At 34.5% G+C, this 25,496-nt stretch carries 21 protein-coding genes; 12 read left to right on the top strand and 9 right to left on the bottom strand.

Annotated features, from left to right (window positions below):
• Positions 1 to 96: 96 nt before the first annotated feature.
• Entirely contained in the window at positions 97 to 4,383 is a 4,287-nt protein-coding gene (locus IWX80_RS10445) for a T9SS type B sorting domain-containing protein (RefSeq protein WP_196853390.1), read from the bottom strand.
• A 202-nt stretch (positions 4,384 to 4,585) separates the two neighbouring features.
• Between IWX80_RS10445 and argS the strand changes: the two genes are divergently transcribed.
• The 9 genes from argS (at position 4,586) to IWX80_RS10405 (ending at position 13,192) form a co-directional block, all read left to right on the top strand.
• Complete coding sequence (argS, locus tag IWX80_RS10440; protein ID WP_196853389.1) at positions 4,586 to 6,364, top strand: arginine--tRNA ligase; 1,779 nt, start codon at positions 4,586 to 4,588, stop codon at positions 6,362 to 6,364.
• A 68-nt stretch (positions 6,365 to 6,432) separates the two neighbouring features.
• The gene (locus IWX80_RS10435) at positions 6,433 to 6,903 is read left to right on the top strand and encodes a hypothetical protein (protein WP_196853388.1); all 471 of its coding nucleotides are present in this window, start codon (positions 6,433 to 6,435) and stop codon (positions 6,901 to 6,903) included.
• 126 nt (positions 6,904 to 7,029) lie between these two features.
• On the top strand, positions 7,030 to 8,379 hold the full coding sequence (gene ffh, locus IWX80_RS10430; protein ID WP_113635207.1) for a signal recognition particle protein: 1,350 nt from the start codon (positions 7,030 to 7,032) through the stop codon (positions 8,377 to 8,379).
• 77 nt (positions 8,380 to 8,456) lie between these two features.
• The gene (locus IWX80_RS10425; protein WP_091171725.1) at positions 8,457 to 9,338 is read left to right on the top strand and encodes a bifunctional 5,10-methylenetetrahydrofolate dehydrogenase/5,10-methenyltetrahydrofolate cyclohydrolase; all 882 of its coding nucleotides are present in this window, start codon (positions 8,457 to 8,459) and stop codon (positions 9,336 to 9,338) included.
• Between the two features lie 224 nt (positions 9,339 to 9,562).
• Positions 9,563 to 10,489, top strand: coding sequence for a magnesium transporter CorA family protein (locus tag IWX80_RS10420; protein WP_196853387.1), 927 nt, complete (start codon positions 9,563 to 9,565; stop codon positions 10,487 to 10,489).
• An 85-nt stretch (positions 10,490 to 10,574) separates the two neighbouring features.
• Positions 10,575 to 10,706 (top strand): hypothetical protein, encoded by a 132-nt coding sequence (locus IWX80_RS16995; RefSeq protein ID WP_334682309.1) that lies wholly within the window; start codon positions 10,575 to 10,577, stop codon positions 10,704 to 10,706.
• 135 nt (positions 10,707 to 10,841) lie between these two features.
• Entirely contained in the window at positions 10,842 to 11,456 is a 615-nt protein-coding gene (locus IWX80_RS10415; RefSeq protein WP_196853386.1) for a hypothetical protein, read from the top strand.
• A gap of 2 nt (positions 11,457 to 11,458) precedes the next feature.
• Positions 11,459 to 11,752 carry a winged helix-turn-helix domain-containing protein gene (locus tag IWX80_RS10410; RefSeq protein ID WP_196853385.1) on the top strand — a complete coding sequence of 98 codons (294 nt, stop codon included), beginning with the start codon at positions 11,459 to 11,461 and terminating at the stop codon, positions 11,750 to 11,752.
• 54 nt (positions 11,753 to 11,806) lie between these two features.
• Positions 11,807 to 13,192 (top strand): DUF4153 domain-containing protein, encoded by a 1,386-nt coding sequence (locus IWX80_RS10405; protein ID WP_196853384.1) that lies wholly within the window; start codon positions 11,807 to 11,809, stop codon positions 13,190 to 13,192.
• Between the two features lie 41 nt (positions 13,193 to 13,233).
• Here IWX80_RS10405 and rluF read toward each other — a convergent pair whose 3' ends face one another.
• From rluF to IWX80_RS10385, 4 genes are all read right to left on the bottom strand, one after another.
• Positions 13,234 to 14,046: a 23S rRNA pseudouridine(2604) synthase RluF gene (gene rluF / locus IWX80_RS10400; protein ID WP_196853383.1), complete on the bottom strand. Its 813-nt coding sequence runs from the start codon at positions 14,044 to 14,046 to the stop codon at positions 13,234 to 13,236.
• 132 nt (positions 14,047 to 14,178) lie between these two features.
• Positions 14,179 to 15,027, bottom strand: coding sequence for an alpha/beta fold hydrolase (locus IWX80_RS10395; RefSeq protein WP_196853382.1), 849 nt, complete (start codon positions 15,025 to 15,027; stop codon positions 14,179 to 14,181).
• Between the two features lie 39 nt (positions 15,028 to 15,066).
• Positions 15,067 to 15,846 (bottom strand): zinc ribbon domain-containing protein, encoded by a 780-nt coding sequence (locus IWX80_RS10390; RefSeq protein ID WP_091171710.1) that lies wholly within the window; start codon positions 15,844 to 15,846, stop codon positions 15,067 to 15,069.
• Positions 15,847 to 15,849: 3 nt separating this feature from the next.
• Positions 15,850 to 16,944: a Nif3-like dinuclear metal center hexameric protein gene (locus IWX80_RS10385; protein ID WP_196853381.1), complete on the bottom strand. Its 1,095-nt coding sequence runs from the start codon at positions 16,942 to 16,944 to the stop codon at positions 15,850 to 15,852.
• 113 nt (positions 16,945 to 17,057) lie between these two features.
• Between IWX80_RS10385 and lpxK the strand changes: the two genes are divergently transcribed.
• Positions 17,058 to 18,095: a tetraacyldisaccharide 4'-kinase gene (lpxK, locus tag IWX80_RS10380; protein WP_196853380.1), complete on the top strand. Its 1,038-nt coding sequence runs from the start codon at positions 17,058 to 17,060 to the stop codon at positions 18,093 to 18,095.
• Positions 18,067 to 18,879, top strand: coding sequence for a purine-nucleoside phosphorylase (locus IWX80_RS10375; RefSeq protein WP_196853379.1), 813 nt, complete (start codon positions 18,067 to 18,069; stop codon positions 18,877 to 18,879). Before lpxK ends, IWX80_RS10375 begins: the two co-directional genes overlap by 29 nt.
• A 2-nt stretch (positions 18,880 to 18,881) precedes the next feature.
• On the opposite strand, the gene IWX80_RS10370 is transcribed toward IWX80_RS10375, so the two are convergent.
• From IWX80_RS10370 to lipA, 3 genes are all read right to left on the bottom strand, one after another.
• Positions 18,882 to 21,047, bottom strand: coding sequence for a tetratricopeptide repeat-containing hybrid sensor histidine kinase/response regulator (locus IWX80_RS10370; protein WP_196853378.1), 2,166 nt, complete (start codon positions 21,045 to 21,047; stop codon positions 18,882 to 18,884).
• Between the two features lie 14 nt (positions 21,048 to 21,061).
• The gene (gene gap / locus IWX80_RS10365; RefSeq protein ID WP_196853377.1) at positions 21,062 to 22,069 is read right to left on the bottom strand and encodes a type I glyceraldehyde-3-phosphate dehydrogenase; all 1,008 of its coding nucleotides are present in this window, start codon (positions 22,067 to 22,069) and stop codon (positions 21,062 to 21,064) included.
• Between the two features lie 67 nt (positions 22,070 to 22,136).
• Positions 22,137 to 23,006, bottom strand: coding sequence for a lipoyl synthase (gene lipA / locus IWX80_RS10360; protein WP_091171698.1), 870 nt, complete (start codon positions 23,004 to 23,006; stop codon positions 22,137 to 22,139).
• Positions 23,007 to 23,285: 279 nt separating this feature from the next.
• On the opposite strand from lipA, the gene IWX80_RS10355 reads away from it, so the two are divergent.
• Positions 23,286 to 24,494: a DUF937 domain-containing protein gene (locus IWX80_RS10355; protein WP_196853376.1), complete on the top strand. Its 1,209-nt coding sequence runs from the start codon at positions 23,286 to 23,288 to the stop codon at positions 24,492 to 24,494.
• Between the two features lie 94 nt (positions 24,495 to 24,588).
• On the opposite strand, the gene IWX80_RS10350 is transcribed toward IWX80_RS10355, so the two are convergent.
• A complete protein-coding gene (locus IWX80_RS10350; protein WP_196853375.1) occupies positions 24,589 to 25,419 on the bottom strand; it encodes an energy transducer TonB in 831 nt (276 codons plus the stop codon).
• Between the last annotated feature and the right edge of the window lie 77 nt (positions 25,420 to 25,496).

Raw genomic sequence — 25,496 nt, 5'->3', positions numbered from 1 at the left:
ACTGTTTTGTTACAAGTATTTTTGGTTTTTATTATTTAAATAACAAAAAAAAAGGGCTTTCGATTAGGAAAGCCCTTTTAGAGAATACGTTAGTGTTTATCGTTTTAATGAGAAATGGGATTTATATTCTTTTAAAACATTGTCCTCGGTGTAGGAAATCGAAAACCAATAATCGTCAGCCGGGAGTGGATAGCCATTAAAGGTTCCGTCCCAACCCGAACCATTTGGAAATAATTCTTTGAGCAGTTTTCCGTAGCGGTCAAAAATATATAATTTTAAATTTTCTTCATTTGGTATTCCTGAGATGTTCCATGTGTCGTTAAAGCCATCTCCGTTTGGAGTAAAGAATTTAGGACTGTTTATAAGTCTGACTGATAATGGAATAGTAAAAGTTCCGCAATTGGCATCGCTCACTATTATTTCATGAATTCCGGAGCTCACATTGGTAAAAACATTACTCTCTTGCGGAGAACCTCCATCTAATGAATATAGGAAATTACTTCCGTCGCCAACAAATGGGATAGCAGTAACCGTTATGGTTTGGTTATCCGTGAACCATCCGCTGGTTGTAAAGGTTACAGAGGCGGGTTTTGAAGATTCAATAACTGTAAAAGGGACAATGTCAGAAGTACAGCCAAAAATAGACAAGTTGGTAACTGTGAGTGTATAGTTTCCGGGCTCATTTGTTGAGAAATTCTCAGCTGTACTGACTAAAGTTCCGTCTTCACTTTTCCATTCAAAGGAATACTGAGGTGCGGTAAATCCACTTTCAATAAAAGCATCAGTAGTGATTCCGGTATCAATATCGATACAAATGGCTGGAATGTTTAGAGCCGGTTTTGGTTTTTCGGTAATAGTAATTACCATCGGTTTTTCAGTAGGACAAACCACAGTTGCTGATGTTCCTGATTCGGCATAGGCATAAATAGTAGTTGAAGCTGTGATAAAATCGCCTGGAAATCTTTCAGTGTTGCTACTTCCAGGACCGCCTGGATTCGTAAAATATCTTGTTACAGGAGCAGTATACGCTGGAAGTTCATAAGATTCACATCTGGTTACAGGAGCAATAGGTGTTATGGTTGGAGTATTGTAAATGGTAACAATAAAAGGATCTTCATCAATACAGGTAACTCTATTGTTATTTTCTACATAAACATATAGTGTTGTCGTAGCAGTTATGGGAGAATAAGGAGGCAGTAATTGTACTCCAGTTCCTGCGGGACCGTTGGGAGCGGTATAATAACTCCCCATTCCTACGATAGCTGGTAAGTTGTAGCTATTACACGCATATTGATCATCAATGTCATTTACAAATGTAACTATCACATCTATGCTGTATTCAGAAACACAGGTGTTAGGAGCTGCGGCTGCGGCATAAACATAGATTGTTTTTGAGGTTGTCAAAACGGTTCCGGGTGGTAAAACAGGATTCGTAGGAGAGGGTCCGCCGGCAAATTCGTAATATTCCCCGTTTCTCAAATCATCTAAAATATAACTTTGACCACATCGAATAACTTCAACTGGTTTTGCATCAATTGCAGGGGATTTATTAATGGTAATCACGAATTCTTTTTCCACATAACATGTTCCGGTTAGGGCTTTATCATAGAAGTACATTAGTTGTGTTGTCGTTACTGGATATCCCACGGGACGAAGTTGTCCAGTTCCTAAGGGGCCAGTAAAATAATTTCCTGAATGCGCAACTGGAGGTAAATAATATACGTCGCATTGTGGCTCGGTATCTAGTATTTCTGGTAAAGGAGCAATATTTACCGTGACAGTAAAATCAAGATTATCGGTACACGCTTGTCCTGGTACATAAAACCAAAGTGTTGTAGTTGCATTGATGAATGTTCCAGCAGAAATAGAATTTCCTCCGCCCGCTGCCGCAGTTCGATATTCTCCTACGACCAATGTCGGAAGTTTATATGCAGAACAAGAATTAACATCTGTTGGAGGGGTAATACTCGCTAAACCAATAAAAACTTTAAAGGTCTTTTCGTCAGAACAATTTACTGGAGAAGTATTACTCTCTTTATATACATAAATTGTGGTTGTGGTGTTTATTACTGTTCCTGCGGACAAAGGTGTTCCAGTTTTATTAGTACCTGTATAATAAGCACCACCATTCGGGTCAACAGGTAGCGTATATGAAGTACATCCAAATTGATTTGGATAACTAGGAAATGCAGTAAATGGTATTATAGTTATGTCAAATGGTTTTTCTCGTGTACAAGATGGTGTAACAGTTGTGTCTTCAAACCATACATATATTCTGTTTACTCCCGGGATATTCACTGTAAATCCAGCTGCTAACTGTGTATTTCCTGGAGTTGTAGGGCCACCGCTTTGAGTGAAATATTTCGCATAGGGTAAAGCTGGAAGTTTGTATTGAGTACAATAGGTTTCTGATACTGGTGTGATTGAGTTTAAATCAGCAATAGTCACATTAAAGGAATCTTGGTTGGTACACACTCCAGATTGATTAAAAACATAAAGGTTTAATGTGGTAGTAGTTATCACGTTTCCGGCAAAAAGTTGTGTTCCGGTTCCGTTACTTCCGGTCCAGTATTGTGATCCGGCTTTTGTTAATGGTGGAAGCGTATAAGAGTCACATACAAAAACATCTGGTAATAAGTCTACTTCAGGCAAAGGATTGACAATCAATTTGAAACTGGTAACAACATAACAAGTAGGATTTGAAATATTTTGTAATCGAACCCATAAAGTTATGCTTGGAGATAACAATTGGTTACTTGCATTTGGAGTTATAATATTAGTATTGTTATTTGCTCCCGTTTCTGAGGAGTGAAATGTAAGACGGTTGTACGATGTGTTTTGAGAACCAATAATGGACGCAATTTGTGTTGTTAAGTTGAAATTAGCTCTCAAAGGAGTTTCAGATAAATTTCTGGAACACAATGTTCCATCTGCCGGGATATTTGCAATTTGAGGTGGCGGAACAATCAGCAATTGAAAAGACCTAATTTCAAAGCACAACGTGTCCGGGTTTTGAATTCTGGCAAAAATTTGTTTCCCACTTTCAGTACTAGAAACAGTCTGAAGAATTGATATTGCGCCAATATTTCCCCTTGCATCTGCATCAGTTAAGTGATAAGTAATAATAGTATTTGCGGGTAAATCATCTAAAGCTCCAGCTGTACTAGTCGATTGGTTAATCCCAGCCCTAATGATTATAGTGTTTTTATTTAGATCAAAATCATAGGAGGAAGCCCCGGAATCACATGCGTAAATGTTAGGAACTGTAGCGATTACGCCAATTTTAGGGTAAATTTCTATCGTGATATCATCCGTAACTTCATCGCATGTAGGTTCTTTATAAGTTACACTATAAGTATGAATTCCTGAACTAACCAGTGGAGTGATTGTATTGAGATCTAATGTTACTCCTGTTTGTGCCGGAGAAAATACTATTCCATTTTTTTTCCAAACAAAAGTAGTTGCCGGATCTAAACCTGCGGCAGATAATATTGGCAACGTGTTACCCGGGCATATAGCAGCATTGTTTGCCGTTGTGTAATCAAGTCCTAAAACATCTTGTCCAATGTTAAAACTATTTGCTTCTAGAAAGATGGCAGAATCATAACCCGAATTATTTCCTCCGTCAGCAATGACTAATTTAATTCGATAGACGTGAGTAATATCTAAGCCGGTTGCCGAAGCTAGCATTGAAACTGTTTGTCCGTTGAAATTTATTGCAGGACCAAATCCACCTCCATTAAAAGCTCCAAAATAGTTTGGATTGGCGGAAGGGCAACTAGGATTATAAGCCATATCCCTTATGGTTTCAACAGAAACCGGGATAGCAGTACCAGGAATTACAGCTAAATTTACATTTGTGCCACCAGCTGTTACATCTTTTAAAAGAAAAGCAAAAGCATCGGAAAAATTACATTGGGAAGTTCCATATTCTTCGGAAGCAAAAAGAAAAGAAAAATCGAAATTGGGTGTTTTAGGTTGGAAATCGAATTCAATGTAACTCGCATTTATCGAATTAATAGTAATTCCAGACTGAGATAGTAAATTAGCCTCCAAATCAGCATCTCCTGACCATGCGGCTGTACCATCACTGAGAATAGTAGTATTTGGTCCAGGAATTTTAGTCACATCTCCCGTGCTTAATACAACTCCCGTGGAAAATGGAAATGCAGTATTGGTGTTTTCAAAATAACCAATTCCATTGGAAGATCCAAATGCTGTTCCTGTTCTCGAAGTAACATTTGTTCCTTGAACACAAGGGGAATTCACTAATACCTCATTTACCAATTCGTTAACCGTGTATTTCGTCGTACTTATAGTAACTGACTGGGAGTGACCAGTATATAAAACCATCAACAATATAAAAATAAGTGTCTTTTTCATGTTTTAGGTTATTAATTTGCATATCAAAAATAGTGAAAATTGAATTACCATTTTTAAAAAATGCTAAATTTATGTTAACTCAATCTTAAATATAGTTGTAAAACGGCTTTTTTCATTTATTAGTGTTTTTAAGACGTAATTGAAAAACTTTTATAAGCATATTAAGGAATTAGAATTATCTTTGCATTTTTAAATTTACACCATGACATTACAACAGATTCTTACGCCCTCTATTGAAAAAGCTGTAAAAGCTTTATTTGACGTTACCATTGATAAAGTTGAATTTCAAACAACACGCAAGGAATTTGAAGGCGATATTACAATGGTTATTTTCCCCTTGTTGAAAGTGGTGAAAAGTAATCCAGTAGAATTAGGAAATAAAATAGGAAACTATTTAGTTGAAAATGTAGCTGAGGTAAGTCGGTTTAATGTAGTTTCAGGATTTTTGAATATTGTTATTTCAGATGAATATTATTTGGATTTCTTCGGAGATATAAAAGATGATGTTAAATTTGGTTTCGTTACTCCAAATCCAGAAGATAAAGCGGTAATGGTGGAATATTCTTCGCCAAATACAAATAAACCCTTGCATTTAGGTCACGTACGTAACAATCTTTTGGGATATGCAGTGGCGGAAATCATTAAAGCTTCCGGAAAAAAAGTGTATAAAACTCAAATCATTAATGATAGAGGAATCCATATTTGTAAATCAATGTTGGCTTGGCAAAAATTCGGAAACGGACAAACGCCGGAATCAACAGGTTTAAAAGGAGATAAATTAGTTGGAAATTACTACGTTGCTTTTGATAAGGCCTACAAAGAAGAAATAGCGCAATTAATGAGCGCAGGCAAAACAGAAGAGGAAGCAAAAAAACAAGCGCCAATCATTCTGGAAGCGCAGGAAATGTTACTAAAATGGGAAGCTGGAGACGATGCAGTAATCACGCTTTGGAAAACCATGAATCAATGGGTTTATGATGGTTTTGCTACAACTTATAAAAATTTAGGAGTTGATTTCGATTGTTTTTATTACGAAAGTAACACCTATTTATTAGGGAAAGATGTCGTTCAGATTGGTTTGGATAGAGGTGTTTTCGAAAAAGATCCTGACGGTTCGGTTTGGATTGATTTAACAGATGAAGGTTTGGACCGTAAAATTGTATTGCGTTCAGATGGTACTGCGGTTTACATGACACAAGATATTGGAACTGCAATTCAGCGTGTAAAAGATTATCCAGATGTAGGCGGAATGGTGTATACCGTAGGAAATGAACAGGATTATCACTTTAAAGTGTTGTTTCTTATCTTGAAAAAATTAGGTTTTGAATGGTCTAAAAATTTATTCCATTTGTCATACGGAATGGTAGATTTGCCTTCCGGTAAAATGAAAAGCAGAGAGGGAACGGTTGTAGACGCTGATGATTTGATGCAGGAAATGGCGGATACAGCACAGAAAATCGCAGAAGATTTAGGGAAATTAGACACTTATTCTGCTGAAGAAAAAAGTACTTTGTATAAAACCATAGGTTTAGGCGCTTTGAAATATTATATTTTGAAAGTAGATCCTAAAAAACGAATCCTTTTCAATCCGGAAGAATCGGTAGATTTTGCAGGAAATACTGGGCCTTTTATTCAATATACATACGCCAGAATTCAATCTATTATTCGTAAAGCAAATTTTGACTTTTCGAATAAGTCAAAAATGACAACGCTGCACGAAAAAGAAAAAGAACTGGTAAAACAATTAGAGTTGTTTCCTGAAGTGATTCAAAATGCAGCGCAACATCACAGTCCTGCTTTGCTGGCAAATTTCACCTATGATTTAGTTCGTGAATACAATTCATTCTATCAAGCGGTTCCTATTCTAGGAGAAGAGGATTTAGAAAAGAAAATTTTCAGAGTTCAATTATCTAAAAAAGTAGCGGATACAATTGCAGCTTCATTTAAATTGTTAGGAATTAGTGTCCCGGAAAGAATGTAAAATAAAGTTATTTTTAGTGCGAAAAAGATAATATTTTTAGTAATTTTAAGCGAAATTACTAATGTATTATGAAAAAAATAGTGCTTTTCCCGTTTGTACTTTGTGTGTTTTTGCTAAACATTGCAGGTACATGTTGCGATGATGACGCAATAATATCAAATACTGTTGCTAAAAGTCCGGAAAGCATACTGGCAACTTTAAACCAAGGAACTTGGAAAGTCACTTATTTTTTGGATACTAAAACAAATAAATCGAGTTCTTTTTTAGGCTATAATTTTACTTTTGGCCCAAATAATATTTTAATGGCAGATAATTCCAATGTAGATTACAGCGGAAAATGGACAATCACAAAATCAGATATTGCGGATGATAATCCAAATAATGATATCGATTTTGCTATTTCGTTTTCAAATCCTTTAACTTTTGTCGCATTATCTGAGGAATGGGATGTTGTTGAAATCACTGCGACACAAGTACGATTAAGAGCTTTAAAGAATGGTAATGCTGAAATGAATTATTTGACTTTTGAAAAGAATTAGTTTATTTTAAGTTAAATCACCAAATACAACTTCAAAACAGTCTAAAAAGGCTGTTTTTTTTATAATATTATGAATACAACTTCAAAATCAAATGCTTAAATTTGCATTTCAAAATAAATAAATACTATGTTCGATAATTTAAGCGATAAACTAGACAAAGCCTTTCATATATTAAAAGGACACGGAAAAATTACTGAAGTAAACGTAGCCGAAACTTTGAAAGAAGTGCGTCGTGCTTTACTTGACGCCGATGTCAATTTTAAAATTGCCAAAGATTTTACGACTAAAGTAAAAGAAAAAGCAATTGGACAGGATGTATTGACAACGCTTCAGCCGGGACAATTATTGGTGAAGTTAGTCAAAGATGAACTGACTGAATTAATGGGTGGCGATGTTGCTGGAATCAATCTTTCGGGAAATCCAACAGTTATTTTGATGGCTGGTTTGCAAGGATCAGGGAAAACAACTTTCTCAGGGAAACTAGCGAATTATCTTCTTACAAAAAAGAACAAGAAACCACTTTTGGTAGCCTGTGATATTTACCGTCCTGCGGCGATTCAACAATTATATGTAGTTGGAGATTCGATTGGAGTTGAGGTATATTCAGAACCTGAAAATAAAAATCCGGTAGAAATTGCTCAAAACGCAATCAAACATGCGAAGGCAAATGGATTCAATGTAGTGATTGTCGATACAGCAGGTCGTTTAGCTGTTGATGAGGAAATGATGAACGAAATAGAACGCGTTCATAAAGCCATTCAGCCGCAAGAAACCTTATTTGTTGTGGATGCAATGACAGGTCAAGATGCTGTAAACACAGCAAAAGCTTTCAACGAAAGATTAAATTTTGATGGGGTTATCTTAACCAAATTAGATGGTGATACACGTGGTGGAGCAGCAATTTCGATAAAATCGGTTGTTAATAAACCAATTAAATTCGTAGGTACCGGAGAAAAGATGGACGCCATTGATGTGTTCTATCCAATTCGTATGGCCGAAAGGATATTGGGGATGGGAGATGTTGTGTCTTTGGTAGAAAGAGCGCAAGAGCAATTTGACGAAGAAGAAGCACGAAAAATCCAGAAAAAAATTGCCAAAAATGAATTCGGTTTTGATGATTTCCTTTCTCAAATTCAGCAAGTAAAGAAAATGGGTAATATGAAAGATTTGGTTGGAATGATACCAGGTGCTTCAAAAGCCATGAAAGATGTAGAGATTGAAGACGATGCTTTCAAACATATTGAAGCCATTATTCATTCGATGACGCCAATTGAAAGAAGCAAGCCGGCTTTGATTGATGTAAAAAGAAAAGCAAGAATTGCAAAAGGTTCCGGAACCAAAATCGAACAGGTGAATCAATTGATGAAGCAGTTCGATCAAATGAGCAAGATGATGAAAATGATGCAGGGTCCAGGAGGGAAGAACCTAATGAAAATGATGGGCGGTATGAAAGGTGGAATGCCAGGAATGAAATAAAATGAGTAAAAAGCCGAAAGTCTTAAAGTTGTAATGATTTTAAGACTTTCGGCTTTAATATATTAAACCCAATAACAATGCAACTACTAGACGGAAAAAAAACAGCGGAGGATATTAAAAGTGAAATCGCTGTAGAAGTACAAAAAATGAAAGACAATGGGGAGAAAGTTCCTCATTTAGCAGCCCTGATTGTTGGAAATGATGGTGCTAGTTTGACTTATGTAGGAAGTAAAGTAAAAGCCTGTGAAAGAGTAGGTTTTGAATCAACTTTAGTAAAAATGCCAAGTACAACTACTGAGGTTGAATTGCTAAAGAAGATTAAAGAATTGAATGAGAATGATGCCATTGATGGATTTATCGTTCAATTGCCGCTACCGGAACAAATTGATGAGCAAAAAGTATTAATGGCAGTTGATCCAAGTAAAGATGTCGATGGATTTCATCCTGAGAATTTTGGAAAAATGGCTTTAGACATGACTACTTTTATTCCTGCAACACCTTTTGGAATTCTGGAATTGTTAGAAAGATATGGAGTAGAAACCAAAGGTAAACATACCGTAGTTATTGGTCGTAGTCATATTGTAGGAAGACCAATGAGTATTTTGATGGGTAGAAAGGGTTTTCCTGGAAATTCAACAGTTACTTTGACACACAGCTACACTAAAAACATTGAGGAAATTACCATTCAGGCGGATATCATTATTACGGCTCTAGGTGTTCCAAATTACCTGAAAGCAAATATGGTAAAAGAGGGAGTTGTTGTTATTGACGTAGGTATTACTCGTGTTCCTGATGAAACAAACGAAAAAGGATATGTGATCACCGGTGATGTTGATTTTGAGAATGTAAGTAAAAAATCATCGTTTATTACTCCGGTTCCAGGTGGAGTAGGACCTATGACCATTGCAATGTTGTTGAAAAACACGCTTTTGGCAAGGGAAATGAAAAGAAATAAATAGAGAATAATAGTTCTGATTGAAAGCCTTAAACAAACGTTTAAGGCTTTTTTTATTTTAAAAAATGTATAAATTCTAATAATTGATGCTAAAACGGAATTTAAAGAATACTTTTGCACCACTTAAAAAAGACCTTTAAAATGGACGATTATTATTCGGAAATGTTGAACTAATATAGCACTTGAACTGTTTTCAAGAGGCTATAAATAAACCTATAGAATTTTGAAATGAGAGCTTTTTACAAAAACAATAACGGATTAATTGCCACTGCTGATTGGACTCCAAACTGCTGGATAAATATTGAATGCCCTACCGAAGCAGAAAAAAAATATTTACTCGAAGACTTACAAATTCCCCAAGCATTTTATAACGATATTGAAGATATTGATGAAAGACCAAGGATAGAAATTGAAAATGGTTGGACTTTGATCATTATGCGAATTCCTGTAAAGAGTAACGATGTGAAGTTGCCTTTTCATACAATTCCTGTTGGAGTTGTTTTTAAAGGAGAAGTTTGTATTACAATTAGTTTTCATAAAACGGAAATGCTTACGGATTTCGTTACTTATACCAAACGCAAGAATATCAATATTAAAGACAACTTCGATTTAGTGTTGAAGTTATTGCTGTCGTCCAGTGTTTGGTTTTTGAAATACTTAAAACAAGTTAATCAAAAAATAAAATTAGCCGAGGACAATTTAGAAAAGTCAATAAAAAATGAAGAGTTGCAGGCGTTATTACAAATAGAAAAATGTTTAGTATTCTTTATGACTTCCTTGAAAGGGAACGATATTTTGTTGCACCGAATTAAGAATATTAAATCCCAAAAAGAGCATTTTGACTCAGATTTATTGGAAGATGTTGAAATTGAATTGCGTCAGGCACAAGAAACCACTAATATTTACAGCGACATCTTAACTGGAACCATGGATGCGTATGCTTCTGTGATTTCTAATAATATGAATACAATCATGAAGCAGATGACTTCGATTTCGATTATTCTGATGATTCCAACATTGATTGCCAGTTTGTATGGAATGAACGTTCCTAATGATTTAGAAGATAATCGCTTTGGAATATGGATTGTTATTTCTGTATCAGTTTTGTTATCTGCTTTTGGTGTGTTTTTATTTAAAAGAAAAAAATGGTTTTGATTTTTAAATAATAATAATCTTACTTTTTTCGGTTTTTGATTCAATTAATTTTATATATTTAAGCAAATAATTAAATACTATAAAAATGAAAATTTCAAACAGAGACATAAAAATATTTTTCTTAGGATTTGCTACACTTTTTATCATACAAACAATTTACGACTGGGATTCTACTATTGGTGAGATTCAAAGAGGTTGGGAAGATGGCAAAAAATAGATTCTGAGCAAACGAATCTTTTTCTTTTAAAAGAAGATATTTCCATTTGATAATAATTTTTTATTAAAAATAATTCCCTTTCTGTTTTGAAATCTAAAAATAATAAATAACTTTGTAACTCAAAGTACTTTATTTATGAGTCAAAAAGTTCAAGAAGATTTATCGCACATTCGTTCCATGATGGAACGGTCTTCAAGATTTATTTCGTTAAGCGGCCTTTCAGGAGTATTTGCTGGCTTATTTGCGTTAGCCGGGTCAATTTATGCGTATCAATTATTTAAAAATAGTGGTATTGAATATTTTGATGGAAAGCAAAAGATGTATAGCTATGATTTAATAATCGAATTAGTTTTAGTTGCTCTCGGAATTTTGGTCTTAGCATTAGGATCGGGTATATTTTTTACTTTGAGAAAAAGTAAAAAGTTTGATTTACCGGTTTGGACCAATACTACAAAAAAAATGTTACTGAATCTAGCAATTCCTTTATTTGTTGGAGGAGTATTTTGTATGGCACTTTTATACCATCAGTTATTCGCTCTGATTGCTCCTGTTACTTTATTGTTTTATGGCTTAGCACTTATTAATGCTGGGAAATATACTTTTTCTGATATTAGATATTTAGGTGCATGTGAGATTGTTCTAGGATGTATTTCCCTTTTTTATCTTGGTTTTGGTCTTGTTTTTTGGGCAGTAGGATTTGGAATTTTGCATATTCTGTACGGAATAATTGTGTTCAAAAAATACAAATAGAAATGGGAATCATTGACAAATTAAATAAAGATTTCGAAAGTCGGGTCAGATTAGGCATTATGTCTGTTCTGATGGTAAACGACTGGGTTGATTTTACCGAAATGAAATCTTTATTGAATATCACTGATGGAAATTTAGCAAGTCATTCTTCGGCGTTAGAAAAATCAGGATACATAGAAGTGAAAAAAGAGTTTGTTGGTAAAAAACCAAAAACGTCGTATCGAGTTACCAATATGGGCAGAACTGCTTTTGTTTCACACTTGAATAGTCTGGAAAAATTAATCAAATCGAAATAACCCTTTTTTTTAACTTTATACTTTGAAATACAAAGTACTTTTAAAATTTTAATTATGAAAAAACTACATTTTATTTTAGCCAGCAGTTTGGTTTTTACACTGCTTTTTTACAATGAGGATTTGGGTCTCAATTGGGCTATTTTCGGGATGATGCAAACCGCCTTAATATGTTATTTCTTCCAAGAGAAATTCACCAGTAGGTTGCATTTGATTTTAGTGGTTACATCGGTTCTGTCATGCTTTGCATTTGCATGGTACGGAGATTTTCCATCATTTTTAGCTATGGCTTTGTCGATTATCTTTTTACAATTCAAAACTCAGGAACCAAAGCTTAAATTGTTACAAGCTTTTCCTTTGGTCTTTATCAACGGAATTGCTTCGTTAGGTCGCATATTGATGTTCAGTCAATACCTTCCTAAGCGAAAAGTTAATAGCGGTTTTGCTAAAAAACTGATTGCTTATTTTGTTATTCCAGTCCTATTTTTTGGATTATTTTTAATAGTATATTCTTTTGGAAGCGATCATTTTTCGTCTTTGTTTACTGGTTATTATTTAAATATTGATGCGTGGCAAGCGTTTGTACTGACCGCTTTAGGATTTTTTATTTCGTTCACTTTCTGGAATTATTGGATTCCTGAGGTTTGTTATGAAAAGAATGATTTACTGGACAGTAATTTTAAGGAAGAAGCCAAAATGCAAAATCAAAACTCATTTTCGTTTTTGGACATTGATTTTGAAAGAAGAAGTGGCGAGATTACGTTGTTTCTTTTGAATGTGCTTCTTTTGGTTTTCATTGCAACTTATAATTACGAGCAGTTTTTTGAGGTTGTCAAAAAATCTAACTTAAGTTCTGATACACACGAAAGAGTAAATGCCGTTATTTTTTCAATTATAATGGCGGTTGGCGTTATTTTATTCTACTTTAAAGGAGGATTTAATTTTGATGAAAAAGCTAAAAACCTCAAAAAGTTAGCTAAAATTTGGATTCTGCTGAATGGAGTTTTAATCCTTAGTACAATTATTAAAAACTCAGAATATGTTTCTTTTTTCGGATTGACTTATAAAAGATTGGGTGTTTATGCATTCTTGATTCTAGCCATAATTGGATTGGTTATTTCATTTATAAAAATCAGTAAGCAAAAAACAAATACTTTTCTTTTCAATCAAATGATTTGGTATTTCTACGGAACAATCTTACTATGCAGTTTTGTCAACTGGGGAAATCTAATTACCAATTATAATATTTCGGTAAACAAAGGAGTAGAGCCTACCTTTTTATCCGGATTAAACTTCAATGATGAAGTGCGTAGAGACTATTTTTTACAAAATAAACTAGATGGACAATACCTTGAAATTTCAAGAGAGAAGGAGATTAGTCGAATGCAATCAAGGTCCTTTTTATCAAAAGCTTTGTATTATGAATTTTTAACTAGTAAATAAAAGCAAAATCCCATTCATTTCTGAATGGGATTTGTATTTTTTTAATAATCGCCTCTTTTTTTAAATCTGGGATCATCTCTTTTGATGAATTCGATTCTTCTTTTAGCAGGCTCTGTTTTCGGTAAACTGGCTTCTTCGGTTTTGCTGGAAGGTTCAATGAGTTCGTTTAATTCTTTAATTTCGGCATCAGTCAAATCACGGTAACGACCTACAGGGACATCAAGTGAAATATTGATAATTCGGATGCGTTTTAGCGCCGTTACATCATAGCCTAAATATTCGGTCATTCTACGGATCTGACGGTTTAAACCTTGTGTCAAGATAATTTTGAAAGTGAATTTACTAATTTGTTCAACCTTACATTTTCGGGTAACGGTATCTAAAATAGGAACTCCATTGCCCATTCGCTCGATAAAACGATCGGTGATGGGTTTGTTTACGGTTACCGTATATTCTTTTTCGTGATTGTTTCGGGCTCTTAATATTTTATTCACGATATCGCCGTCATTGGTCATGAAAATCAATCCTTCGCTGGCTTTGTCCAATCGACCAATTGGGAAAATACGTTTTGGATAATTGATATAATCCACAATATTATTGCGAACATCAAGGTTTGTGGTACATTCGATTCCTACAGGTTTGTAGAAAGCAAGATAAACCGGTTTCTCATTTTGCTCACGGATTAATTTACCGTCAATACGCACTTCGTCATTCGGGGAAACTTTTGTGCCCAATTCCGGAACGACTCCATTGATGGTCACACGACCTTCTTCAATGATTTTATCTGCTTCGCGGCGGGAACAATAACCAGTTTCTCCTATGAATTTATTGAGGCGTTTTAAATTTTCTTCCATACTGCAAAAGTAATGAATTTGTTTGTTAGATTTTATACTTCTTAAATTTTTGGATTGTTAGAAAGGTAAGTTTCGATGGATTGTATTTAGTCTTCTTAGATTTAATACAGAAGTTCATATCATCTAAGAAGTCTATTTTTCTTCAAATAAAAAACGAGATACTTTTTTATACAACTCATCGTCGTGCATGCTATGACCTAAGCCTTTAGTCTCAATGAAAATTACATTTTTCCAAGCTCCTGCAATTTTTTTTCCTTCTTCGAATAAAACTACGGTGTCGTCAATGTCGTGGGCGATTAATCCTTTTATATTTAATTTTGAAGCAAATATTTTACTGGAAAACTGTTCCAAGCTTAATTTGAAATTATTAAGATAATGCGCCTCCAAAGACTTTGAAATTTTACTATTCAAGCTTAATAATGTAATGTAATTGTTCAATATAATTTTGAAATCACTTGGTGCTCCCAATATCACCATTTTTTTTAAAGCATCATTTTGATAAACGGATTGATAATACAAACACGTTTTTCCACCTATAGAATGACCGATAAGATATTGTGGTTTGAATTTTTGTACAGCAACATGAATAAATTCAGCGTATTGGGGAATATTGAATTCTTTTCCGCTAGACAATCCATGTGCAGGACCGTCAATAGCAATGATGGTGCTTCCTGATTTTTTTAGATACGGTAGTAAATTTTCCCAGCGAGAAGCATTGCTTTCCCAGCCGTGAACCAAAAGTATTATGGTATCATTTCCTTTCCAAGTGTACGTATGAAAGGAATCTTCTTGAAGTTGGAACATTTCGGACTGTGCTTCTTGCAGAATTTCCGGAAGTTTGTCTTTAGATAATTTCCCTTCTCGGGGTTCACTAAAAAAACCATAAGCCAGTTGCGATGCTTTTTTTGGAAATACAAAACTCAAAAGGTTAATGTATAATCCAATCGATTTAGTGAAGATAAAAAATACTATTTTTTTCATAAAAAAAAAGTCCCGATGTGTATCGGGACTTAAATGTAATTAGAATTTAGAAAACAATTGTTCCATTTTCTCTTTTTCTTCGTCAGCCAATGAACTGTCGACTAATATTCTTCCGGAGTGTTCATCAGTAATGATTTTCTTTCTAGAAGCAATTTCTACTTGTGTCTGTGGTGGAATAGTGAAGAATGATCCTGCAGAAGCTCCTCTTTCGATAGAAACTACAGCTAAACCATTACGAACGCTACTTCTGATTCTTGTGTAAGCTTTCAATAATCTTTCTTCAATTAAAGCTTGGAATTCTGCTGATTTTTCAGACAAGAATGCTTCTTCTTTAGCAGTTTCAGCCATGATAGCGTCTAACTCTGATTTTTTGTGCTTTAAGTGATTTGATTTTGCTTCTAATCTTTCTTTAGAACTTGAAATTACTTCTTTCTTGTGTTCGATAGAAGCTTTCATTTCTTTAATTTGTTTTTCTGACAATTGAATTTCTAATTCTTGAAATTCAATTTCTTTAGTCAACGAATTAAACTCTCTGTTGTTACGAACAGTTTCTTGTTGCTTAGTATATTTTTTGATAGCTTCTTTGTGCTCATCAATTGCATTCTTTTTTGATTTGATTAGATCCTCGATAACTTCAAGTTCTCCTTTCAATTTTTCTGAACGTGTGCTTAAACCAGCCACTTCATCTTCTAAATCTTCAACTTCTAAAGGAAGTTCTCCTCTTACGTTTCTGATTTCGTCAATTCTAGAGTCAATAAGTTGTAAATCATAAATTGCTCTTAACTTGTCCTCAACACTTAATTCTTTCGTATTCGCCATATTCTATAAGTACTTAACTGGATTTGAATTTTCTTCTGATAAAATAACTGCAAAATTAAGGATTTTTTTCCGAAGATACTCAACAATATAATTTTTTGTATAGCGTTCGCTCTCAAAATGTCCAATATCGGCCAAAAGCAACTTGTTTTCGGCTTCATAAAACTGATGGTATTTCAAATCGGCAGTCAAATAAGCATCAGCTCCTGCTTGAATAGCATTTTTTATCGCAAAACTTCCGGCTCCACCAAGAACAGCTACTTTTTTAATTTCCTTTCCTATAAAGTTCGAATGTCGAATTCCGCCACATTGCATTTTTTCTTTGGCAAAAAGCAGAAACTCTTTTTCACTCATGGGATTTTTTAATTCTCCAATCATTCCCAACCCAATATTTTGATGTTTGTTTTGCAACTCATAAATTTCATAGGCGATTTCTTCATAAGCATGGCTTTTGAATAATGCTTTCAGGATTTTGTTTTCCAAATGTTTTTCGAAAGTGACTTCGATTTTAATTTCGTCTCCTTGCACAAATTCAAATCGTTCTCCAACTTGCGGATTGCTGTGCTCATTTCCCATATAAGTTCCAATTCCTTTCGAATTGAAACTGCAATTTTCATAGTTGCCAATGTTTCCCGCGCCAGCATCAAATAGCGCATTTCGCACCTCTTCAGCATTTTCAGGAATCGTGTACGTCACCAATTTCCGAATGAAATTTAGTTTGGGAATCAGGATTTTAGTATTTACCAATCCTAATGCATCACTGAATATTTTATTCACGCCTTCTTGATGATTGTCAAGAGCGGTGTGAACGGCATAAATGGCAATGTCATTTTTTATGGCTTTAATAACGGCTCGTTCCAAATAATTTTTCCCCGTTATTTTTTTCAAACCAGCAAATAATATCGGATGAAAACAAACCACAAGATTGCAATTTTTTGCAATCGCTTCGTCAATTATATTTTCTAATGCATCATGGCAAACCAATATTCCAGTTGATTCCACATCTTGATCACCAACCAATAACCCGACATTATCAAAATCTTCAGCATAGGCGAGTGGCGCCATTTCTTCAAGCACGGAAATTATTTCTTTGATTTTCATGTTTTATTTTAGTTTAAAGTCTAAGATTTAAAGTTTAACGTTTGATCAACTTTAAACAATAAACAAAAGAAACAAAATTTTAAATCAAAGATAATTTATTCTACTTTCGTAAAATGAATTTACTTCGAAAATTACTGTTTCCGTTTGCCATTTTGTATGGTATGATAACGAGTATTCGGAATTTTTTTTTCGACAAAGGTATTTTGAAATCCTATTCATTTGATTTGCCAATTATTGCTGTTGGGAATCTTAGCGTTGGCGGCACAGGGAAAACTCCACAAATTGAGTATTTAATTCGGTTACTTTCGGATAAATATAAAATTGCAACATTAAGTAGAGGTTATAAAAGAAAAACGAAAGGCTTTATTTTGGCGGAAGCCAGCTCAAATGCCGCAACTATTGGTGATGAACCGTTCCAGTTTTTTCAAAAATTTCCTTTTATAAAAGTTGCAGTTGATGCAGACAGAAAAAACGGGATTGAACAATTGCTTGCGCAAATGGAAAAACCAGAAATTATCTTGCTTGATGACGCTTTTCAACACCGAAAAGTAAAAGCGGGTTTTTATATTTTATTGACATCATACGGCGATTTGTATTCGGATGATTGGTTGTTGCCAACCGGAAATTTACGCGAAAGCCGAAACGGAGCAGACAGAGCGAACGTGATTATTGTAACCAAATGCCCTTTTAATCTTTCATTTAAGGAACAGGATGACATTAAAAAGCGATTAAAACTTTCGAAAAATCAAGAATTATACTTTACATTTATAGCATACGATGATTGTATTTATGGAGAAAACCGAAAGATAAAGGTTGAAGAAATTCAACTTGCTGCTAAAGTATTGGTAGCAGGAATTGCAAAGCCGGAACCATTTTTCGCCTATTTACAAAACCCAAATGATGTCTGTTTGTCTTTTCCAGACCATCATAATTTTACCGATAAAGACATTTTAGAAATTAAAAATTTAGCTCAAAACAACATTATTATCACTACCGAAAAAGATTATGTGCGTTTAAAGGGAAGTTTGCCAAACGAACAACTTTTCTATTTGCCAATACAAAGCTCTTTCATTTCGGGTCCCGAAACTTCGGGAGATAATTTTAATAAAACAATTTTAGATTATGTGGGAACAAGTACAAGAAACCGTTAGTTATATTAAAGAAAGAATTGATTTTATTCCAGAATACGGTGTGATTTTAGGCTCAGGATTAGGGAGTTTTACGGACGAAATGAAAGTAGAATTTACATTACCGTACAATGAAATTCCAAATTTCCCGGTGTCAACTGTGCAAGGACACAAAGGCGCGTTAGTTTTTGGAACAATAGGAGACAAGAAAGTTGTTGCAATGCAAGGACGTTTTCATTTTTATGAAGGCTATTCGATGACCGAAGTTACTTTTCCGGTACGAGTGATGAAGTTTTTGGGTGTTGAAAAACTTGTAGTTTCAAATGCATCAGGTGGTGTAAATTCAAGTTACAAAGTAGGTTCTATTGTTATGATTACGGATCATATTAATATGACACCAGAACATCCTTTGCGAGGTAAAAATGACGAACGTTTTGGACCACGTTTTGTAAATATGAGCGAACCATATTCGAGAAAGATGATTGCCGAAGTAACTGAATTAGCTAAAGAATTGAATATCGAGGTTCATGAAGGAATTTATCTTGGTTTACAAGGTCCAACTTTTGAAACTTTGGCTGAATACAAAATGGTAAAAATCCTGGGCGCTGATTGTGTGGGAATGTCAACCGTTCCCGAAGTAATTGTTGCGCGTCACATGGATATGGAAACTTTTGGAATTTCGGTAATTACTGATATGGGTAACGAAGAAAGTATTGGAACAATCTCTCATGACGAAGTTCTGGAAGCTGCGAAAGAAGCGGAACCAAAAGTGAGAAGCCTAATCAAAGAATTGATTTTGAAGTATTAATTTTAAATATATTCTGCAATCACAGTATAAAATTCTTCTGGTATGAACGGTTTAGTAATTACATCGTTCATGCCAAATGATAACAGCATTTCCCGATTTTCATGCAGTGAGATTGCGGTAAGCGCAATTATTGGGGTGCTTGTGTCAAATGTTCGAATCAGTTCTGTGGCGATAGTTCCGTTGATGCCGGGTAAATGCACGTCCATAAGAACCAAATCGAATTTGTTTTTGCGAACTAAATCTATCGCATCTTCACCATTATCAATTACTTCGCAGATTATGCGTTTGTTGTGAAGCATTTTTTTGGTAACCATTTGGTTGATTTTGTTATCCTCAACCAATAGTATTTTTTTATTTAATAACTTAGAATCGTAGTCTATTTTTGGAGTTGGTTCTACCGCTAGTGGTTGTTCGCTAATTTTAAACGCCAATGCAAATGAAAAGGTAGAGCCTTGCCCAACGACACTTGAAAGTTCGATTTGTCCACCAAGAATTTGAGTTAATTTTTTTACAATCGTTAATCCCAGACCCGTACCGCCGTATTTTCTATTGACTTCTATGGAACCTTGTGAAAAACTGTCAAAAACACTGACCAACTTATCTTCGGGAATTCCGATTCCGGTATCTGTTATTTCAAAATATAAGGTCGCCGTTGGATGCTCTAAAGTTTCCAGTTTTGCAATGATACTAACGTCACCATTTTTAGTAAACTTCAACGCGTTGTTAATCAAATTTAGTATAATCTGTGATAATTTGGTTGGATCACCAATCAAGTAATCAGGAATATCAGGATCAATTTCCAGTGTAAAGTTATTATTGTTGACAAAAGCCAGTTCTTTTAACGAATTTTGAATGTCAGTCAAAAGCTGTTTTACGTTAAAAATGGTATATTCTATTTCGATGTTATGGGACTCAATTTTATTTATTTCTAAAATTTCATTGATAAATTTCGTCAAATAATCTCCGGAAAATTTTAAAGAAGACAAATAATCCATCTGGGTTTTCTTAGGCTTTTCTTCTAATAGTAAATGGGTAATTCCGTTGATGGCATTCAATGGAGTTCGAAGTTCATGACTTACTGTCGAAAGAAATTCGGATCTTGCTCTGGATGCTTTTTCGGCTTTATCTTTTGCAATTTCTAATTCTTTATTTTTTTCTCTCAGTAATAAATTAGACTGATTTCGGATAATATTATTTTTGTACAAAGACAGGCTTAGTAACGATAAAATAGAAATTAAAGCAATGGCGAGAATGCTGATTAATTTAGAAAACTTGCTTGCTTTTTGTTGCTCTTTGTTTTGATTATCGGTTTGTATAATTTCCTTTAAGCGTTCGGATTCTTTAAATTTTGTGTAATCATCAATGCCCAGTCTTTCATTGTTTAAAATTGCAATTCGCTCTTTTAAATTGAGATGTTGTTTTAAATAGGAATAGGCATTATTTTTATCCAACATTTTTTCATAAACATTACTTAAAGCAAGTAAAATATTAGATTTTTGTTCCAGATTATCGGCTTTACTGTTTAGGTCTAATGCTTTATTAAGATAGTTCAACGCTAAATTATTTCTGCTTTTTAGGGCTTCAATACTTCCTGTTTGATATAAAGCTTCCGCTTTAGTATTTAATAAATTAGGGTTGTCAGGTTTTGCAATTATTGTTTTAAAAACCGTTAATGCTAAATCTAATTTATTTTTAGATTTATAAATTATTCCTCTTTGCACTGTCAGTAATTCAGCGGTATCTGGAAATTTTAATAAAGTTTGAATGGTTTTGGCCTCTTGAAAGTACATTGCAGCTCTGTCAAAATTTTGCTTTGCCATGTAACTTAAACCCAAGTAATAGTATGTATCCGCTTGATTTTGGCTTGGGTTTAAGTCTGTATATAAATCGGAACTTTTTTGTAATGACTTAATGGCATCATCATATTTTTTTAAGTCGTAATACAGTTTTCCAAGATTGAAGTGCTGAGCTGCCTGATCTTGAATGTTTTTATTTTTTTCTGCGAAAAGTATCGCTTTTTGGGTATATAATAATGCGTCTTTATAATTGTTATTCTGGATATTTGAGTTGCTCAAACTGCTGTAATAAGCAGTGCTGTCTGTTTTCTCATTTGGTTGAGAATACAAGATTAAAGTAAAAAAAAGTACATAAACGAAAAAATATTTCATTTGTAACTGATTTTTTATTTGTTGTTTTTCATATTGGTCAAAAGAATTAAATCAATTATTCTTGAGGAATATCCTATTTCATTATCATACCAGCCCACCACTTTAACCATTTTATCGATAACTGAAGTGAGTTGTGCATCAAATATACATGAATTTTTATTGCCAATTACATCAACGGAAACAATAGGGTCCTCTGTATAGTCTAAAATACCTTTTAAAGTAGTTTCTGCTGCAATTTTAAAAGCCGTGTTTATTTCATTTATAGTGACTGCATGTTTCACATTGAAAGTGATGTCAGTCAAAGAACCATCAGGAACTGGGACACGGATGCCACAACCGCCAATTTTACCTTCAAACTCAGGAAATATTTTTGTCAATGCTTTGGCTGCACCGGTTGTAGTAGGAACAATAGATTGACTTGCCCCGCGAGCTCTGCGCAAATCTTTATGCGGTTGATCATGCAAACTTTGGTCAGTGGTGTAGGAGTGAATAGTCGTAATATAGGCTTGTTCTATACCACAAAGTTCATTGATCACTTTAATCATTGGAGCTGCGTTATTCGTGGTGCAGCTTGCATTCGAAATAATAGTTTCCGAGCCATCCAATATAAAATCATTTACACCAAGCACTACCGTTTTTATAGTGTCGACTTCTGATGGTGCAGAAAGAATCACTTTTTTGGCACCAGCAATAATATGGGAATTCAATTCTTCAAAAGTCTTGTATTTCCCGGTGGATTCTACCACATAATCAATGTCGAGACTTTTCCAATCTAGATTTGAAATGCTTTTTTCATGAAAAAACAAAAAATGTTTTCCATCTACTAAAATTCCTTTTTCATCATCGCTGACTGCAAATGGCAAAACACCATGAATACTATCGTATTTCACTAAATGTGCCATTGTTTTTTTATCAGCAATATCATTTATGGCAACCACTTGTATGGAGGGATGGTTTAAAAGTAATCGGAATAAATTCCTGCCGATTCTTCCAAAACCATTTATGGCAATTCTTGTTTTCAATATTTTTTTGTTTAAAGTTTCAGGTTTAAAGTTGCTTAACTTGAAACTTTAAACCTGAAACAATTTTTTAAAGAATATGTTTTTGTGCTTTGTAAGAAGAACGAACTAATGGTCCGCTTTCTACGTGGCGGAAACCTAATTCCAAACCAAATTGCTCGTATTTCGCAAATTGTTCCGGCGTTATGAATTCCTTTACTGGCAAATGTTTTTTACTTGGTTGCAAGTATTGACCTATCGTAACAATATCAACATTGGCTTCACGCAAATCACGCATCGTTTGATACACTTCCTCTTCTTGTTCTCCAAGACCAAGCATAATTCCCGACTTAGTTCTATTGATTCCTTTTTCTTTTAAGTAGCGCAATACTTCCAGACTTCGGTCGTATTTTGCCTGAATTCGTACTTCGCGGGTCAGCCTGCGAACAGTTTCAACATTATGTGAAACCACTTCCGGATTGGCTTCTACGATACGGTCGATGTTTCTTTCAATTCCTTGAAAATCTGGAATCAACGTTTCAAGAGTCGTATTAGGGTTCATCCTACGAATGGCTTTCACGGTTTCAATCCAAATAATAGAACCACCATCTTTCAAATCATCTCTGTCAACGCTTGTAATTACGGCATGTTTGATGTTCATGATTTTTATAGAACGCGCCACTTTTTCAGGCTCATCCCAATCTACCGTTTCTGGTCTACCGGTTTTTACACCACAAAAACCGCAAGAACGTGTACACACATTTCCTAAAATCATGAATGTAGCCGTTCCTTCGCCCCAGCATTCACCCATATTTGGGCAACTTCCAGACGTACAAATCGTGTTCAAACTATATTTATCAACCAAGCCTCGCAGCTCGGTGTATTTTTGGCCTATTGGGAGTTTTACCTTCAGCCATTTCGGTTTTCCTACAGGTAAAGTATTTTCTAAAACAGTTTCCATATATCAATTTTTCGAAGTGCAAAGATAATGAAAGTTGCTTGAAGTTTTGCCTGTATTAGTTTTGTTTGATTATTTTATGATTTGGTTAAACCAAAAAAATAATTCGAACAAAAAATCACCTCCTTTCAAAAAGTCTATGTTGAGAAATAAAGTCGGATTGCTGTTTTTTAGAAGACAAATATTTTCTTTTTGCAAATATTTATTTAAACTAATCAATTGAAAATGAGTAGTTTAATGTAAAATGTGTTAAATTTGATAGGAATCTTAAATTATAAAATCATGGAAACAAATTTAGTAGATATTCTGAAAGGATATGTTACCCCAGATGTTATTTCGAAAGCCAGTACAATGTTAAACGAATCAGAAAGTGGTGTTTATAAAGGTGTTTCAGCTATTATACCAACATTGTTGAGTGGATTAGTCCATAAATCAAATGATTCCAGTATAATGCAAAGCGTTATGAATTTGATAAATGATACGAGTGTACATTCTGGCGATGTTTTGTCAAATCTTCCTTCTTTATTGACAGGTTATGGAAATACGGATGCGTTAAATTCAGGTTCTAAATTAATGGCTTTGTTGTTCAAGAATAAGCAGTCAGACATCACGGAGGTTATTGCGCGGACTTCATCTATAAAAGAATCTTCTGCAGCTTCTTTACTAGGGATGGCAGCTCCTTTACTATTGAGTTATTTTGCAAAATCAGGAATGACATTATCCAGTTTGAAGAGTTTATTGTCTTCGCAAAAAGAGAACATTCTTTCTGCAGCTCCGTCAGGTTTAAATTTAGGCATCGGAAGTATCATTGACAATGATATCAGAGCAAAAATCCATGATGTTAGAAAAGCAGAAACTTCCTCTGCAAAATGGTTAATTCCACTACTACTGGTTGGAGCAGGGCTTTTTGCATTATTTTTTTTCAGTAAAGGTTGTAATAGGAAAGAAGCAACACCTGTTGTCCCTAAAGAAACGGTAGACACAGTTACCACGAAAATGGATGCAGTAGTAGATAAAACTCAAAATGCGCTCGGGAATTTTTTTAGGTTTAAATTGCCAAACGGGATTGAATTAAATGCACCTGAATTTGGAATCGAAAACAAATTAAATACTTGGTTATTGGACAAAACGAAAGTCGTGGATAAAACAACTTGGTTCAATTTTGACCGTTTGTTGTTTGATACCGGAAAAGCAACTTTGCGACCTGAATCACAAGAACAACTGAAAAATATGGTCGAAATTCTAAAAGCCTATCCAGCGGTTGAACTCAAAATAGGCGGTTATACCGATAATGTAGGAGATTCTAATTTCAACTTAAAGCTTTCTGGCGATCGAGCAAAATCAGTTATGGATGAAATGTTAAAAATGGGTATTGCCAAAAATCGTTTGGAATCCGAAGGATATGGAGAGCAATTTCCGGTCGCTTCAAATGACACCGAAGAAGGTAAAGCTCAAAATAGAAGAATTGCGATACGGGTTACCAAAAAATAAAGTACGTGTTGTTACCTACAATTTTGGGACGAATTATCTATAATCTAATGGAATAAAAAAAGCAGAATCAAACGATTCTGCTTTTGTATTGAGCTTAATTCATCTGTACCGTTATGGGAAGGTTATACGCAGTTCTTACCGGTTTTCCTGCAATCATTCCTGGCGACCATTTTGTTTTCAAGGATTTCAATACGCGAACAGCTTCTTTTCCCAAACCATAACCAGGATCTCTTTTTACCTGAATGTCAGTCATGCTGCCATCTCTTTCAATTACAAAAGAAACATACACTCGAATCGAACCGCTGCCGTCAATTTCTTGTTTTTCAAAATTGTTACCTACATAACTGTAGAATTTACTAATTCCGCCAGGGAATTCAGGGAGTTTATCTAATGATAAGCTGTTGACAATAGTATTTCCTGAATCCACAGTTGTTATTGCAGTCTCCGTTCCAACTCCCGATGAAGAGGTTGGATTGATTCCTACAGTTGCTGTTCCCTCCGAAGTCGTATTTGTCACACTGCTATTATCGATATTTTTAGCAATATCCTGATTGGCTTGCGAAGCCTGAACAATTACAGGATTAACAAGTTGGGCACTTTCGACAGTTTTTTCTGGAATTTGTTTTTTTATTTCTGGCAAAACTTGTTTTTGGGTTTCCAAAATTTGGTTTGGTACAATATCCGATAATTGAACTACTGTATTTGAAAAATCAGGTATGGTGGCAGTAACACCATTATCCGAACTAAAATGATTAATTAATGTTGGAATACTAAAAAGCGAGGCTAAAAGAAGTGTTCCCATAAAAAGTGCTCTTAAAGAAGTTTTAGTAGCTTCCTGGCGCAACTGATACGCTCCATATTCTTTGTTTCTGTCTTGAAAAACTAGGTTGATCCAACCGGTTTCGTAAATGCTTAATTTTGACATAATTTATGGATTTAAAGGTTAAGTAGTAATTAAATCATAAGCAAAAGATGTTTTTATTTTACAACGTATAAAATAGG

This window comes from Flavobacterium sp. CAN_S2 (assembly GCF_015752255.1).
In the GTDB taxonomy this organism is placed as follows: domain Bacteria; phylum Bacteroidota; class Bacteroidia; order Flavobacteriales; family Flavobacteriaceae; genus Flavobacterium.
The sequence above is the reverse complement of the archived record's forward strand: the minus strand, read 5'-3'. Positions and strand labels throughout refer to the sequence as shown.